General features: G+C 46.4%; 17 protein-coding genes. 9 read left to right on the top strand and 8 right to left on the bottom strand.

All coding sequences use genetic code 11. The features are described from left to right. Nucleotides 1–20 precede the first annotated feature (20 nt). From B5D50_RS10185 to B5D50_RS10195, 3 genes are all read right to left on the bottom strand, one after another. Complete coding sequence (locus tag B5D50_RS10185; protein ID WP_234975851.1) at nucleotides 21–659, bottom strand: phosphoribosylanthranilate isomerase; 639 nt, start codon at nucleotides 657–659, stop codon at nucleotides 21–23. Nucleotides 660–662: 3 nt separating this feature from the next. Then, entirely contained in the window at nucleotides 663–1223 is a 561-nt protein-coding gene (locus B5D50_RS10190; RefSeq protein ID WP_234975852.1) for a chalcone isomerase family protein, read from the bottom strand. A gap of 97 nt (nucleotides 1224–1320) precedes the next feature. After that, entirely contained in the window at nucleotides 1321–1905 is a 585-nt protein-coding gene (locus B5D50_RS10195) for a hypothetical protein (RefSeq protein ID WP_078922503.1), read from the bottom strand. A 431-nt stretch (nucleotides 1906–2336) separates the two neighbouring features. Between B5D50_RS10195 and B5D50_RS10200 the strand changes: the two genes are divergently transcribed. Genes B5D50_RS10200 through B5D50_RS10215 form a run of 4 tightly spaced genes read left to right on the top strand, consistent with a single transcriptional unit; the run spans nucleotide 2337 to nucleotide 5381 of the window. Then, nucleotides 2337–3302, top strand: a complete 966-nt coding sequence (locus B5D50_RS10200) for a metal ABC transporter solute-binding protein, Zn/Mn family (RefSeq protein ID WP_078922504.1) — start codon at nucleotides 2337–2339, stop codon at nucleotides 3300–3302. Then, nucleotides 3295–4020 carry a metal ABC transporter ATP-binding protein gene (locus B5D50_RS10205; RefSeq protein ID WP_078922505.1) on the top strand — a complete coding sequence of 242 codons (726 nt, stop codon included), beginning with the start codon at nucleotides 3295–3297 and terminating at the stop codon, nucleotides 4018–4020. The genes B5D50_RS10200 and B5D50_RS10205 overlap by 8 nt, the downstream gene beginning before the upstream one ends. Before the next feature lie 20 nt (nucleotides 4021–4040). Then, nucleotides 4041–4889, top strand: a complete 849-nt coding sequence (locus tag B5D50_RS10210) for a metal ABC transporter permease (protein WP_078922506.1) — start codon at nucleotides 4041–4043, stop codon at nucleotides 4887–4889. A 33-nt stretch (nucleotides 4890–4922) separates the two neighbouring features. Beyond that, a complete protein-coding gene (locus tag B5D50_RS10215; protein WP_078922507.1) occupies nucleotides 4923–5381 on the top strand; it encodes a phosphate-starvation-inducible protein PsiE in 459 nt (152 codons plus the stop codon). Between the two features lie 11 nt (nucleotides 5382–5392). Here B5D50_RS10215 and B5D50_RS10220 read toward each other — a convergent pair whose 3' ends face one another. Continuing rightward, nucleotides 5393–7468, bottom strand: coding sequence for a molybdopterin-containing oxidoreductase family protein (locus tag B5D50_RS10220; protein WP_078922508.1), 2076 nt, complete (start codon nucleotides 7466–7468; stop codon nucleotides 5393–5395). Nucleotides 7469–7581: 113 nt separating this feature from the next. Between B5D50_RS10220 and B5D50_RS10225 the strand changes: the two genes are divergently transcribed. Together B5D50_RS10225 and B5D50_RS10230 are read left to right on the top strand one after the other, a co-directional pair. Beyond that, a complete protein-coding gene (locus tag B5D50_RS10225) occupies nucleotides 7582–8052 on the top strand; it encodes a hypothetical protein (protein ID WP_078922509.1) in 471 nt (156 codons plus the stop codon). Nucleotides 8053–8069: 17 nt separating this feature from the next. Continuing rightward, nucleotides 8070–8717 (top strand): hypothetical protein, encoded by a 648-nt coding sequence (locus B5D50_RS10230; protein ID WP_078922510.1) that lies wholly within the window; start codon nucleotides 8070–8072, stop codon nucleotides 8715–8717. 95 nt (nucleotides 8718–8812) lie between these two features. Here B5D50_RS10230 and B5D50_RS10235 read toward each other — a convergent pair whose 3' ends face one another. Together B5D50_RS10235 and B5D50_RS10240 are read right to left on the bottom strand one after the other, a co-directional pair. Beyond that, nucleotides 8813–10210 (bottom strand): ammonium transporter, encoded by a 1398-nt coding sequence (locus tag B5D50_RS10235; RefSeq protein ID WP_078922511.1) that lies wholly within the window; start codon nucleotides 10208–10210, stop codon nucleotides 8813–8815. 11 nt (nucleotides 10211–10221) lie between these two features. Next, nucleotides 10222–10560 (bottom strand): P-II family nitrogen regulator, encoded by a 339-nt coding sequence (locus B5D50_RS10240; RefSeq protein WP_078922512.1) that lies wholly within the window; start codon nucleotides 10558–10560, stop codon nucleotides 10222–10224. A 227-nt stretch (nucleotides 10561–10787) separates the two neighbouring features. On the opposite strand from B5D50_RS10240, the gene B5D50_RS10245 reads away from it, so the two are divergent. Further along, complete coding sequence (locus tag B5D50_RS10245; protein ID WP_078922513.1) at nucleotides 10788–11063, top strand: accessory factor UbiK family protein; 276 nt, start codon at nucleotides 10788–10790, stop codon at nucleotides 11061–11063. An 11-nt stretch (nucleotides 11064–11074) separates the two neighbouring features. On the opposite strand, the gene B5D50_RS10250 is transcribed toward B5D50_RS10245, so the two are convergent. Next, nucleotides 11075–12640 (bottom strand): flotillin family protein, encoded by a 1566-nt coding sequence (locus tag B5D50_RS10250; protein WP_078922543.1) that lies wholly within the window; start codon nucleotides 12638–12640, stop codon nucleotides 11075–11077. A gap of 108 nt (nucleotides 12641–12748) precedes the next feature. Here B5D50_RS10250 and B5D50_RS10255 point away from each other — a divergent pair, with 108 nt between their 5' ends. Continuing rightward, on the top strand, nucleotides 12749–13525 hold the full coding sequence (locus B5D50_RS10255) for a YdcF family protein (RefSeq protein ID WP_078922514.1): 777 nt from the start codon (nucleotides 12749–12751) through the stop codon (nucleotides 13523–13525). Here the strand turns inward: B5D50_RS10255 and B5D50_RS10260 are convergent, their stop codons facing one another. Further along, entirely contained in the window at nucleotides 13526–15502 is a 1977-nt protein-coding gene (locus B5D50_RS10260) for a peptidase U32 family protein (protein ID WP_078922515.1), read from the bottom strand. Between B5D50_RS10260 and B5D50_RS10265 the strand changes: the two genes are divergently transcribed. After that, on the top strand, nucleotides 15485–15856 hold the full coding sequence (locus tag B5D50_RS10265) for a PIN domain-containing protein (RefSeq protein ID WP_143594325.1): 372 nt from the start codon (nucleotides 15485–15487) through the stop codon (nucleotides 15854–15856). The two genes, B5D50_RS10260 and B5D50_RS10265, sit on opposite strands and share 18 nt — an antisense overlap. Nucleotides 15857–15869 lie beyond the last annotated feature (13 nt).

Here is a 15869-nt window from a genome sequence, read left to right on the forward strand (position 1 = left end):
CAACCGCTATCTTAATAACGCTAAGCAGAATCAGCATTCGCTTTCTTAATAAACGCCCATACTTTAGCTGCGTCTTTTATGCCCGGGCGAGCCTCAACGCCGCTACTGACATCGACGGCATAGACTCGACTGAGACGAATCGCTTCTGCGAGATTATCTGGCGTCAACCCCCCTGCCAGAATAATTGGCTTAGGATAATCCTGTGGAACTTGAGTCCAATCAAAGATTTCTCCCGTGCCGCCTGCTGCCCCCGGTGCATGGCTATCCACTAAAAAGCCTTGGGCATCTAGATATTGATCGGCATAAGCAGCAAAGCCACCCCTAGCAGTCAGCCCCTTCATCCCCACTGCTTTGATATAAGGGCGCTGAAACTGAGCACAATAGGCGGGGGTTTCAGAGCCATGAAACTGTAAAAGTGTTAAGGGGACTGCTGCTAACACTTGTTCAACCCAACACGCTTCAGCATCAAGAAACAAACCCACCGTCGCCACAAAAGGTGGCACAGCGGTACAGATGGCAGCCGCCTGCTCAATACTCACATAGCGCTTACTGTTAGGATAAAAAACTAAGCCTAAAGCATCTGCGCCAGCAGCTGACACCATTAAGGCATCAGCCACTGAAGTCAGGCCACATACTTTTACTCGACAGCGACCTATCACCGATTAGCCTCCTAATAGAGCGCTTTTCAGATTAGCTTGCACGGGTTTAGCGCCAATCCAAATACCGAATAAGGCTTGTTTAAAGTCAGCCCCAGCGATGGTAGCGGCATTGCGACCATTTTTAATAATCACCGTGCTTTGGGGTTTATACACAAAATCATAGATATCACCTTCTTTAATGGGTTGTTTAAAAACCTGAATTAAATTTTCAATTTTCGGCTGTAAAGCAGCCAGATTAGCACCCGCTGATTTTTGGAAGCCTTCGCGGACCGCTTCTTCCATATTTTCACTGGTGATCATGCTAGAGGTGATTTCCATGCGTAAGGCCAAAGGTTGCTTCGCATCTAAGAGTGCATTCGCATCTTTGCTCGGTGCAGCCACATACAGACCCGCTGTGTATAAATTGAAAACTAATTTAGTACGTATTCCTTTACCATTTAGGGTGAGATTTTGACCGACAAAAGCTTGCTTAGCCGGAAAATTATCAGCGGCTTGGCTGGTCAAAGGTAGCAATAAAAACAGGGTGAATGCTGCGGTTAAAACACGGTGCATAACAATATTCATCGTTCTCCTCCTCATTGTAATCAAGACTATCTATACCACGTTGGAGAACAATTTGACTAGCCCACCTGCTAAAGGTTCAGCAGGCCAAGCTAACTTACTAAGCGGGTAACCAACTGCGGATACGTCCTAACCAAGGATTACTTTTAGTCGAATCCAGCTCTGCTGGCGTTGTAAATTTTAATTCCTGCTTAGTTTCAGTGAATTTCAACAATTCTTTTTCAAGCGCAAAACGCTCGTCTTGCAGCCATTGAATTTTTTTAGCTAATTCAGCGGCCTGCACAGCCCGTTCTTCATTATCTAACTCAGTCTGAGCACGTAAATCTTGTAAACGCTCATGATAATTTTTTAACGCTTGCCCACCTTTTCTTAAATAGGCCAGTAAGCGCATTTCATATAAATGCAATTCATTATAAGCCTGTTGCAAATTGAAATCGGTTTCAGGCTTTAACGCAGCTAAGCGAAAGCGTAAATGGATTTTTTTGGCAACCACTTCTGTGAGTTGCAATTTGCTGTGCTGTAGGCCTGATTCAAAGCTTTCCAATTGAGCCGCAAGAACATACAGGGTGCGCGCTTGAACCAAACGCTCACTACCTGCTTGCATCTGGGCGCGTGCACCCATTTGCAGGTCTGTGAGGGCTTTAGAGACTTGAGGTAAAGGTAAATACCGAGTGATGGCGTTCATAGCATTTCTCCGAGTTATAATGCAGCTATGTTTTGTATATAACAACCATACCATTACTGCGTTTAAAAACTGATGTTTGTCAGACAATTGCTCTAAACATTGAGACAAGCGTTAGCTCAGTTTGTTCTCTACCTAAATAGGGGATAGCCTTTTGATTTGGCATAAAAAAGCCCCTGATGACAGGGGCTAAATATTAGGACAACTTTAGAGAAATATATCAAAACGGTGTTTGGGAGGTAGTCATCTATATTTCAGATAAGTTGTAACTTATTATCCAGATTTATCCCAGCAAGCCGAGTACATAAATCACCGGGGTTGTGTGATCTGTGCACAGTTTGACCAAAAATCAACCAAATTAGAAAAATCGCCAACTGCCTCAGTTTGAGCTACTATCAAGCGCCCTAAATTATTGCATCCGCTGATTAGTTAGCATGAATCTACCAACTGCCTTTAACTTCAAGCAACTAGCCCTTTGTCTATTGGCTGGTTACTTAGTGTCTTTGATGCCAAATAGCTTGGCGGCTGAGCCTTTACACATTTTTGTGAGCGTTGTGCCCCAAAAATATTTCGCAGAGCAGGTCGGGGGGGATCAAGTCAAAGTTGAGCCAATGGTTCAACCCGGTTTTAGCCCCGAAACCTATGAGCCAACCGCCCAGCAGATCAGTGCACTAGCCAAAGCACAGTTGTATGTACGGGTCGGTATGCCTTTTGAAGACGCATGGATGCAACGCATCCAAGGTGTAAATCCAAATATTAAGGTCATTGATGCGCGTGACGGGGTGAAACTACGCCACTTAGAAGCCCATTCACACACTGAACATGACACAGCGCATGAAGCGGATCAGGGTATAGCTCATAAAACTGAACAGCAAACTAAGGCTGAACCAGCAGCCCAAGCCGTCAAGGCTGAACCTGATCCTCATTTATGGGTTAGCCCTCGCATCGCCAAGCAAATGGCTCAGCAATTGGCGGAACACTTCAGCCGCTTGCGCCCTGAGCAAAGCGAATTATTTAAGCAAAACTACGCACAATTAGCGGCTGAACTCGATCAATTGGATCAAGAACTCATTGAGTTATTTAAAGATAAGCAAAACCTAAAATTTATGGTCTTCCACCCTGCTTGGGGTTATTTAGCTGATGCCTATGGTTTGCAGCAAATCCCGATTGAAGTCGACGGCAAAGAGCCGGGAGCTAAAGCCTTAGCCGCCATCATCGCTGCAGCTCAACATGAACAAGTAACCATGATTTTCGTGCAACCACAATTTAGCCAACGCGCCGCCGAACAAGTCGCTAAAGCGATTCAAGGTAAAGTGGTCTCTATTGATAATTTAGCGGAAGACTATATTCCTAATCTACGTAAAGCCGCCCGTTTAATTGCTGGAGTAGACCGTGAATAAAGTCATCGAGCTAGAGAAGGTAAGCTTTTCGTATGGCTTAGTCCCTGTGCTACAAGCTATTGATTTTAGTGTAAAGGAAGGTGAGTTTTTAGGAATTGTAGGGCCGAATGCAGGAGGTAAAAGCACTCTGCTCAAATTAATATTGGGTCTGCTTAAACCGCAAACGGGGAACATCACGGTCTTGGGTAAAAAACCAACTCAGCAACGCACTCAGATTGGTTATGTTCCACAATATCCGGGCTTTGCACGTGATTTTCCCATTACGGTTAAACAAACTGTTTTATTAGGTCGCTTAGGTGCCAGCAGAATGTTAGGGCGTTATACCGAGGCAGATCACCTCGCAGTTCAACAAGCCTTAGGTGAACTTGAGGCTCAAGATCTGGCCGAACGACCGATTAGTGCTTTATCGGGTGGGCAATTACAGCGCATTTTATTAGCCCGAGCTTTAGTCAGCGAGCCTAAAATTCTGATTTTGGATGAACCGACTGCCAATATTGATATGCGCCTTGAAACTGATATTTTTACTCATTTACGTGAATTGAATAAGCGTTTGACCATTTTAGTGGTCTCACATGATGTCGCCTTTATTTCCGATTATGTCAGCCGAGTGGCTTGCTTGAATCGCACTTTAGTCTGTCATCAAACCGATGCGATTGATGGCAAGCTTATTCAAGATTTATATGGCGAACCTGTACGCCGGGTGGCTCATGCTCATTAATCTTAGTTGCGACCTCGACCATGACTGAATTTCTAAGTGCGGTAGCTGAACAATCCTTTTTACAAATGTCTTTACTCGCTGGGCTATTAGCTAGCTTAGGCTGCGGTGTGATGGGGACTTTCGTCGTGGTCAAACGCATTACCTTTTTGGCGGGTGGGATTGCGCATTCGGTCTTAGCGGGGATGGGAGCTGCTGTTTATTTTGGTTTTGATCCCCTGCTAGGTGCTTTGATGGCAGCGATCGTCTCTGCATTATTAATTGGTTGGATTCGTCTCAATTGGAAAACCCAAGAAGATACCTTGATTGGTGCGATTTGGGCGATGGGAATGGCAATTGGTTTATTGTTTATTTCACAAACACCGGGCTATGCCAGCAGTTTGACCAGCTATTTATTCGGCAATATTTTGCTCGTCCCTGAGCAAGATGTCTGGTTCATGGCCATTCTGGATCTTTTACTCTTGCTGGTGGTGGGCTTGTTCTATCGTCAATTTTTAGCCGTGATTTTTGATGAAGAATTTGCGCGTCTACGTGGTGTACCCGTGAGCTTTTTCTATTTGCTGCTACTGTGCTTAATTGCCGTCACGGTGGTGTTATTAATTCATGTCGTTGGTCTAATTTTAGTGATTGCCCTCCTCACTTTACCCGCCGCGATTGCAGGACATTATGTACACTCCCTCGGGGGGATGATGCTGATTGCGACGGTATTAGGTAGTAGCTTCACCGTGGGCGGTTTAGCACTATCTTATAGCCCGAATTTACCGGCTGGCCCAACCATTATTTTGCTAGCAGGAAGTGCTTATGTTCTATCCGCTATTTTCAGCCACTATCGCTTAAGGCGTAGAGCACGCCAGAGTCTATCTATGCCATGATAGGTAGTCAGCTGACTTAGAGGAGCGGGTGGGATGAATATACAAATCAACAAATGGCTAGAGCGTTTTGGTAATTTCGCCGTGGATACCTTCCATTTACTCGGTTTATTTGTGATCGGGGGCACCATTGTTTGGGCTGCGATTCATACTTATATGTATGAAATTATGAGTAAACCCTATGCCAGCCTTGATGATATTTTGCTGCTTTTTATTTATTTAGAATTAGGGGCAATGGTCGGCATTTTCTTCCGCACCCATCGTTTACCAGTGATTTTCTTATTATTCATCTCAATGACCGCCCTCACCCGCTATTTAGCCATTGATTTAAAGGCTCTAGATGATCATAAGATCATCACTATTGTCGCAGCGATTTTATTATTAGCGATTGCAGCTTTTGTTTTGCGTGTCGGCGAAGCACGCTATGCCTCGCCACATGAAAAAGTCTCTGCTCGAGATGACCTTAGCGATCATCAAACCACGAGCATTTCCTAATCTTAATAAGCTTAAGCGGCTTGAACCTCGACTAAGCAATCATAAAAAGTGGCGGCTGCCCCTAAATCAGTGAGTGCTTGGCTGGCGACTTCATTGCAATTTTTGCCATCTGTTGAGCTTTTTTTCCACCAAACCGAATACGCTAACACGACCCCTGGTTTGACTCGATCAGTAATCACTGCTTTGACTTGAAACTCACCCCGTGCATTAAAAACTGTTAGGGTTTGCCCCTCGTGTAGATCACGCGCCGCTGCATCCGCAGGATGAATTTCCAAGCCCGGCTCAGGGAATTGCTTACGCAAACTCGCCACATTGACAAAGCTACTATTTAAAAAATGACGGGCTGGTGGTGAAATCAGCTGTAAAGGATAGTGCGCAGCTAAATCTGGATTGCTAGCGACTGACTCATACGGTGGCACATAGTCTGGAACAGGATCTAAACCTTGGGCGGCTAATTCGCTGGAGGCGAACTCACAACGTCCCGAAGGACTGGGAAAATTCCCCTCTGCAAACGCAGCATCCGCTATCTTTAATTTTTGCCAACCTTGCTGCTGCAAAGTTTCCCAGCTCATGTCTGCGGTATGGGGATGCTGCCAATTAAACGCCGCTCGGGCTAAGCTCATATCATCGTCTTGGAAACAGCGCTCGGTAAAATCCATTTTAGCCGCCAATAAGCGAAAAATCTCTGCATTCGATTTGCACTCACCTAAAGGCTGAATCGCTTGCTGGCTAAGCAAAATATAGCGATGCCCATAGGATTTATGAATATCGCTATGCTCTAATTGCGTGGTTGCAGGCAGGATAATATCCGCATAGTCCGCTGTATCCGTTTGGAAATGCTCCAGAACCACAGTGAACAAATCCTCACGGGCCAAGCCTTGGGCGACTTTACGACTTTCAGGCGCAATCGCTGCTGGATTACTGTTATAGACAATCATGGCTTCGATTTTTGGCCCAAAGCTATCGTCACCCTCATGCAGTAACTGATCTCCCAGCGTGCTCATATTCAATAACCGTGGCAAGCCGTTTGGATATAAATCAGGACGCTCCAAACCCGCAGGATTCATCGGATAAAAACCTGAACTAGACAGTAATAAGCCACCTGCCGCCTGCCGCCAAGCACCGATTAATGCAGGCAAGCACGCAACGGCACGAATCGCATTCGCTCCACCCCGCACCCGCTGAGCACCATAGCCTAAACGAAAAGCCACAGGCTGCTTATCTTGAAGAGCGGTTTTGGCGATGATTTGTGCCAAGGCTTCAAGCTCAGCAATGGTTATTCCACAAATAGCTGCGACCCGCTTTGGAGAGTAACCGGCAGCACGCTCGGCTAATTCATTAAAACCTAAGGTGTAGCGCTCGATATACTCGTGATCCAGCCATTGCTCACGGATAAAAATATGCATTAAGCCCAAGGCTAAGGCGGCATCTGTACCCGGTAGGATCGCGAGATGCTGGTGGCATTTTTGTGCAGTCAAAGAGCAATGCGGATCAATCGCAATGACCCTAGCCCCATTTCGCTGGGCCTCCTGAACTTTGCGCCAAATATGAACACCCGTCGTGATCGGGTTACTCCCCCAAATCAGAATCAGCTTAGCTTGATCGAGTTGCTCGACATCCATCCCCACACCAGCCCCATACGTAGCACGCATGGCAGCTGCCCCTGCTGAAGCGCAAATCGTTCGATCTAAACGCGAAGCACCTAGTTTATTGAAAAAGCGTGCAGCCATACCCTCTCGTTGCACCATCCCCATCGTACCACCATAACTATACGGCATGATGGCTTCTGGATTGCGCTCCGCAATAGATTTTAAGCGCTCGGCAATAGTGGTTAAAGCTTGATCCCAGCTGATCGGTTCGAACTTACCCTCACCTTTGCGGCCAATGCGTTTGAGCGGGTGTAATAAACGTTCAGGATGATAGGTACGCTCCAAATAGCGAGCAACCTTGGTACATAACACACCATCGGTTGTTGGGTGTAAGGGATCACCCTCGATCTTTACTGCGCGGCCTAGCTCATTCACGGTAACGCGCATAGCACAGGTATCAGGACAATCATGCGGGCAAGCAACGGGAACAGTGAACATAACAAGCCTCCTTAAAAACAGGTATTCAGTATTTTATACGCTAGTTTTATACCCTAACTGCTAGAATATGCAATGCAACCCAGTAGGCTCGGCTGAATGGATGGAGAGCAACTATGAGCGATCTCGTTTTTTATTATCGACACTCGGGCTTATGCCCTGCGTTTAAGGTGCTCAGCCAAACACTCGAGCAACAAAATCTGCATCGCTTAACCTCAGAATTTGACGAATTCCAAGTCGATATTTACGCATTGGCTGATTCGCCCACTTCGCGTCGAGTGGCTCTCGATTTTGACTGCACCATTACGGCCGACCCTTCATTTTTCATGCATTTGATTGCCGCCTATCGTGCAGCAGCTTGGGAACCTTTGGTTTGCAGTTTACGCTGCAACGATGCTGATGGTATTACAGAAATCAGGGAAACACTGAAAGATGATAGTATTCCCATCTATACTACAGACGGTCAACTAAAGCGCGCCTATTTATACGAACAAGGCATTGATATAGGTCTGTGGATTGATGATTATTTTCCGGGCATCGCGCATCCGGGGACGTGGATCTTACAAATCAATGGTATTGATTATTAATATAGATATAACTATTCATGGACGCCAGTCAACAAATTCTGCAATGTTTTCTTGCAGGCCAATATGAACGCCTGCAATGCCCACAATGTGAAAACACCTTCCTAACCAATGTGTATGCCATCCACCATGATGGCAAAAGCTCACTGCGGTGCAAAAACTGCCACCGTCGTTTTTTTAGTGATACCGAAGAGGGCGAGTGGAGGCATTATGTCCTGCTCGAGAAATTTTCTTTAGGCCTCGAATACTTCTGTGATGCGATTCAGCACCAGCAACTTACTGAAATTCCTTTTATTCGACGCATTGGTTTACTCGCTGAAGATGATACTGTCCTGCCCTTAGAGCGTATTGAGCTATTTAAGGAGCAAGAGCCAGATTATCGAATTATTTATGTCATGGAACGTTTAGAGCACCTTAACGAAGAAGATACCAATTTTTTCACTGATCATGTGCACGCGATTGATTGGATGGACGAACAAGAACGCCTTCAAGTCTGGACTTGGGTCAAAGATCGCTATGGCCAAGCTTTAGCAGAGGATCTCCGACAGTTGTGTCGTTATTATCGTGAGCATCAAGATTTTGTAAGTTGGGATTTGCACGGTGATAATCTAATGCGCACCCGCCAAGGCAAGATGGTGGTGATGGATCCTTTTACACCTAAATTCTAAGTAGTATGGCCGCTTTGCCTGCTTCAACCCTCTAAAAAAGGCGGGTTTAATACCCGCCAAATCTAGAGCAAGACATCCAACCTTAAATTATTAAACTACATGGTATAAGCGCGCTCACCGTGCGTGACTGTATCCAAGCCTTGGCGTTCCTCATCTTGACTGACCCGCAATCCGATGGTGTATTTAAGCAGCATTAGAATCACAAAACTCACGACACCTGACCACAGAATCGCAACCCCCACCCCCCAGAGCTGACTCAAGATTTGAGCACTGTTATACGCTGCTACTGTACCCGTTGAGTAATCAAACACACCTGAACCCCCTAAAGCGGGATTCACCAAAATACCGGTACCAATCGCTCCGAGTATCCCGCCGATTCCATGCACCCCGAATACATCCAAGGAGTCATCATAGCCGAGCATATGCTTAAGACCCGTCACCCCCCATAAGCAAGCTGCACCCGTCACTAAACCGAGTACAATCGCACCCATTGGACCTGCAAAACCTGCAGCAGGCGTGATTGCCACTAAACCAGATACCGCACCCGACACTACTCCTAATAAGGACGGCTTACCCCTTAATAACCACTCTGCCATCATCCACGATAAACCCGCAGCAGCGGTTGCCACAATGGTGTTCAACATCGCTAAAACTGCGGTGCCGGTGGCTTCTAAATTAGATCCTGCATTAAAACCAAACCAACCCACCCAGAGTAAGGAAGCTCCAATCATGGTCATGACTAAATTATGCGGAGCCATCGAATCACGCCCATAGCCCACCCGCTTGCCGACCACAATCGCCCCCACTAAAGCGGCCATCGCTGCATTGATATGCACCACCGTGCCGCCTGCAAAATCTAAAGCACCCTTAGCAAATAAGAAACCCGCAGGTGCATCATAAGCCGAAGGACCACCCCAGAACCAAACCATGTGTGCCATCGGCAGATAAGAGAAGGTGAACCATAAAATACAGAACAATAAAAGTGCAGAAAATTTAATCCGCTCCGCAAAACCACCCACAATTAATGAAACGGTGATCGCCGCAAAGGTCAATTGAAAAATCACAAAGACCATTTCATGAATCACGACCCCTTTACTGAAAGTTTCTACGGTGACTGAAGGGTCTACCCCTGTTAAGAACAGCTTATCAAAGCCACCAATAAAGCTATTTAAGCTGCCACCATCCGTAAACGCCAAGCTATAGCCATACATCACCCAGAGCAAAGCAATCAAACAGAAAATACTGAAGACCTGTGCGAGCACCGACAACATGTTCTTAGCACGTACTAAACCACCGTAGAATAAAGCCAACCCCGGAATCACCATCATGATCACTAAAATAGTAGAGATCATCATCCATACGGTATCGCCCTTATCGGGTGTAGGTGCAGCAGGAGCTGCTTCTGCCACTGCAGTACTCGCCTCTTGAGCCAAGGCTAGACCGGATAAACCGAATACAGCGCCCACTAGCATCAAAGCCAATTTAAAATTCATAAGATCCCCCTTTAGAGTGCTTCGCTGCCAGTTTCACCGGTGCGAATCCGCACAGCTTGCTCTAGTGCAGTTACAAAGATTTTGCCATCGCCAATTTTGCCCGTATTAGCGGCTTGACTGACCGCTTCAATCACACGCTCCACCAAACTATCATCTATGGCAATTTCAACTTTAATTTTTGGAAGAAAATCAACTACATACTCAGCACCTCGATAGAGCTCAGTATGACCTTTCTGGCGACCAAAGCCTTTCACTTCTGTCGCCGTGATCCCTTTAACCCCGATTTCACTCAGCGCATCTCGTACATCGTCGAGCTTAAATGGCTTGATAATGGCTGTTATCATCTTCATCACGAGCACTCCTTAATAAAGGCCGTTCAATTGCAATATTGCAGTGTTAAAACCTAAATGCTTGCTAGCAAGTGATGTGCCAACTCTAAAAACAACGTAAAATCTTTAAATTCAGCAAGAATAGCGCTGATTAGCGAACAGGCAGCGACAGCAATGCACCAGAAAAGTGCTTAACCTCAATCGAGCTGCACCAGTATCTTCGTTACAACCAATAAGGAATGGGGTAAATGACAAGTCCACTTGACGATATGATGAAGAAATTCTCAGAGCTAATGCCTGAGCCACTGCGTAATATGCAGGACGATCTTGAGAAGAATATGCGCAGCATGATGGAAACGGGGCTGCAAAAAATGAACCTCGTCACTCGGGAAGAGTTTGATATTCAAACCGCAGTGCTACAACGCACCCGGGAAAAACTAGAGGCGCTAGAAGCCCGTTTAAGTGAATGGGAAAATAAACAGGCTTCCGCGACCGAACCAACACCCTCTGCGGATGCAAACTGAACAAAATTAAACTAAGCCGCATCCGGCTTATCATCAGCCTCAAACTTATCTTGATTGCGACGCTTAGCCTGTTCACCGGGGGCAATTTGCTCTCGGATGAACCCGGTTAAACCCTCACTGGTATCGCCTTTTAAATCGACTTCGCGCAGTAAACTATCAATTAATGGCACTTGCGCCCGATAACGTAAAGCACTATCGACAATTTGATCGGCTAAACCACCATTGCTACCGCCGCCCTTAAGACTGCCTGAAGATGAACTAGAAAGTGCACCAAGACCATCAATATGCATAATTTTAATGCCATCAATGTTCTCAATTGGCTTAACACTTTCCCGAATAATCTGGGGCAATTGCCGCACGATTTCCATTTTCACTTGCATATCCACTTGGCTTTGACCGAGGATATTGGCGGCTTCATTTAAAGTGCGCTTACCAATGGCTTCCACTTGATAACGAATTTCTGCTGCTTTCGCTGCTAAGCGCTCCACCTCCGCATTAGCCTCAGCGATAATCGTTTGGCGCTGCGCTTCTCTTTGTGCACCAATCACCTCTAACAGCTTTTTGCGCTCGGCTTCGGCCTTTTCTCGAGAGGTGGCAATTTCCTCGGTCAAACGAGCCGCTTCTGCTTTCATCTTATCAGTTGCCATCCAAGCTTCTGCAATACCGCGCTCAAACTCTGCCCGGGCTACTTCCATATCACGCTTAGCCATTTCAATAGCGGTCTCTTTGGCAATACGAATTTCTTCGAGTTCCCGATCTACTCTTAATTTATTTTCTTCAATATCTTTCGCTGTTTGCGCCTGTAAATCAGCTAAATAACGCTCTTGCTGCTTTTGTGATTCAACCTGCTGCTGCTCAATCTGTAACCGCCGTTGCTCAGATTCTTTATTCTTTTCTTGAATTTTAATTTTGTTTTCTTGCTCGATGTCATTCCGGCGCTTTTTACTTTCCTCGGTGATTTCATCCAGCTTAATCAAACCACGCGCATCGAAGGCATTATTCTCATCTAAATATTCACGGGCAGTTTGATCTAAACGCATTAAAGAAACGGAGACTAGCTCTAAACCGTTTTTTTGAAACTCACTATTGAGATTGTTTTCTACATTGCTTTCAAAATCAGCGCGTTTAACATGCAATTCATCCAAAGACATACTCGAGGCGACCGAACGTAAGGCGGCCACGCATTGCGCCTCAACGATTTCCTTCATCCGCTCTTGATTTAAAGTACGATCCCCTAAAGTACGTGCCGCTGTTGAGATTGCCGCATGATTTTGTGCGACCCGTAAAAAAAACTCAGCCACCACATCTACCCGTAAAGAATCATGAGTAATCAAGGCATCATGGTTAGAGCGCTCTACCTCCACCCGCATGGTTTGCATATTGATAACCATCATGTCATGCAAAACGGGCAGCACTAGTGCACCATTATTCATCACCACGCGCTCACCGCCAAACCCTGTCCGCACGAAAGCACGGTCTTTAGTCGAGCGTCGGTAAAAGGTTGAAAATAAAACAACCACAAACAGCACGAGGATGAGTGCCATAATCAAAACGACGATGATAGAATTATCTAGCATACCCATACTTTATTCAGCCTAGGCAAAGTTCAGTGAAATCAAGTATAAACCCTTCCGAATCGACATGCGCTATTTAGACAAAAATTCATAAAACTGAGCAACCCCTGAATGGATAATGCCCTCCTCAATCGCAGTCTAGAATTTTTATTCCTGCCTCCCGGCCAGTTATTAGTGTTGGCACTGTTAGCAGTTTTTTGGAGAAAACGCAAAATGCTCGTCTGCACCTTAATGACCGTAGCCGTTTTGCAGGTTTTGATCTTAAGTCTGCCACTAACCGCTAGTGGGTTACTGGGTAAACTCGAAAAGCAATATCCACCGCGCTTTGAACTCTGGAAACATGATCCCGTCCCGCAAGCCATTGTGGTACTGGGTTCAGGGCGAAATCTAAATGTACCTGAGTATGCAGGTGGGGAAAGCACTTCACTGGCTGGGATCGAACGTCTGCGCTATGCAGCTCTCTTACATCGGGCAACGGGTTTACCGATCTTAGTCACAGGGGGCAGCCCTTTGGCTGAAGCACGCAGCGAAGCGGAGCTAATGCGTGATGTATTGCAAGATGAATTTCATGTCCCAGTAAAATGGCTAGAAACGCAAAGCCATACGACTTGGCAAAATGCTCAATTTACCGATGAACTATTAGCCGCAGAAGGCATTCAATCCGCTTGGCTGGTCACACAAGCTTGGCACATGCCCCGTAGCCTGTATGCTTTTCGTCAGCAGAAACTCCAATATTTGCCGGCTTCGGTCTCTTATAGCGGTGTTATTCAATGGTCGGATCACTACATGAAATTTATCCCCCAAGCCACCGCCTTAGTTCGTAGCCAGATTGCCTTACACGAATGGCTGGGTTTAGCTTGGTATGCCTTGCGAGCAAAGCTGCAATAGTTAGCTTGGGCGTTGCTTATAGAACTGCAAAGGTAGCGTTGTTGGCACGGCACTTGGAGGTGGCTGTTTGCGAATATGCTTCTTGAGCTTGCCCATCACATGCATTTCACAAGGGCGACATTCAAACTTGAGGGTATAGGTTTCATCACCACTCTTGAGTATCAATGGTTCAGCCCGTACTTGCCCCATCACACCTTGCACACCTTTAGCTTGTTTGGGGCAAAGATTATAGGAAAAACGCAAGCAGTGTTTAGTAATCATTAAACTGACTTCACCTGTTTCTTCATGCGCTTCATAAGCAGGCTCGATCAGTTCCACGCCATGTTTGCGATAGAATTGCCAAGCCAATGAATTATAAACATTGGCTAGATAGGACAGGGTGGTTTCAGGATAGACTGGCGCTGGCTCAACGGGTAATTTCCGTGCAGGGCGCTGCCATGCACTTAGCCGTGCTTGCTCTAAAGCCGCCACTGCATCACGCCGCAATTGATTTAAACTAGAAACAGGCACAAACCACGGCTGACTCAGCTTCAATTGAATGGCTTGCGCAACCCATATGGTATTGCCCAGTTTGCTTAAATTCTCACGCAAACTTGCCCAAGCCTTGTCGATTTGCTGAGCGGGTTCTAAAGTCATTGCAAGTTGCGCGCTCGCACTGATCCTATCTGCATCCGTCAGGGTTAAGCTCAAGCCCTGGGCGGTTTCACTCAAGCTCAACCACACGGGAATAACCCGCTCAGCCGATTTTTTCAGGAGGGCTAACTCCCAAGCGTGATCACGATTACGCGAGACTTCCGACCCCAGTTTTAAGCCCACCAAGACACTAGGATCATTCGGCACAACCCGCCAAATCAACTCACCTGCTTTGGTTTTGCCACGTTGCTCGACCGTATTGGCCTGCACACCGACCACTTCGCGTTTGCGCATGAAGTTTAAACCATCACCATTGTGCATCACTTCAGAGCTGGTTAGCTCTAACCAATCTTTACCGACTTGATGGACAACACCTAAGCGTAAACCCACAAATTTAGGCGAATCGAAAGCACCAATATCGTCTTTGCGCCCCGTCGCAAAATAATCGGTACTACCACGATGAAAAGTTTTATCAGGATCAGGTTTAAAGAAAATCTCGCTATCGCCCGAACTCGCACGCGCCCATTCAGGACGGCGCTCTAAAATCTCATCGACTAATTGGCGATAATGCGCGGTGATATTTTTCACATAAGCTAAATCTTTATATCGCCCTTCGATCTTCAGCGAACGCACACCCGCTGCTAATAAAGCTTCCAGATTTGCACTTTGATTATTGTCTTTCATCGACAATAGATGCTTATCGAAAGCAATCACCGCACCGGTTTGCTCCGTCAACGTATACGGTAAACGACAAGCCTGCGAGCAATCACCCCGGTTCGCGCTACGCCCTGTTTCAGCATGACTGATATAGCATTGCCCCGAAAACGCCACACATAAAGCACCGTGAATGAAGTATTCAATCGTCGCTGCCTCACCGACTGTTTGGGCAATTTCACGAATCTGCGGAATGCTTAACTCTCGCGCCAATACCAATTGCGAAAACCCAACCTCCGCCAAAAACTTCGCCTTCGCTGCGCTACGAATATCGCATTGGGTGGAGGCATGCAATTGAATCGGTGGAATATCCATTTCCAACAGCGCCATATCCTGCACGATCAGAGCATCTACACCTGCCTCATACAACTCATGCACCAAACGCCGCGCAGGCTCTAATTCCGCCTCATGCAAAATAGTGTTGAGGGTGACGAAAATACGTGAATGGAAGCGATGCGCAAACTGCACTAACTCAGCGATCTCTGCCACTGAGTTGCTGGCATTATGCCGAGCACCAAAGCCAGGTCCACCGATATACACCGCATCGGCACCGTGGAGGATCGCTTCACGGCCGATTTCAGCAGTTTTAGCGGGAGCAAGGAGTTCGATTTGGTGGGATTGGAGGCTCATGGTACTTGGATTAAAAAATGTTTTAGGAGGTGGAAGTATAACAGTTTGCGACTAGAATGGCTTGAAGCCAGAACTGCTAAACTCGCCTTTGAAGAAATCAAGACAGCACGCGCTGAAAAACGGGCAGAAAAGTCTTACCTGTTGCTAACCATTAACAAAAGCTTATCAATGACCACCACACGACAACGGCTCGTATTGGATACGAATACGCTGATTAGTGCCTTTACCAACGAGAAATCAAGCAGTGCCTCATTTTTTCGACAAGTGCGGGTCTGGCATCAACTACTCGCTTCTGCCGATACAGTGGCGGAATTGCTTCGCGTGATTCAAAAGTCCAAAGTTAACAAGACTTAAGCGTATTGAATCC

It is taken from the genome of Thiothrix eikelboomii, assembly GCF_900167255.1.
Taxonomy (GTDB): Bacteria; Pseudomonadota; Gammaproteobacteria; order Thiotrichales; family Thiotrichaceae; genus Thiolinea; species Thiolinea eikelboomii.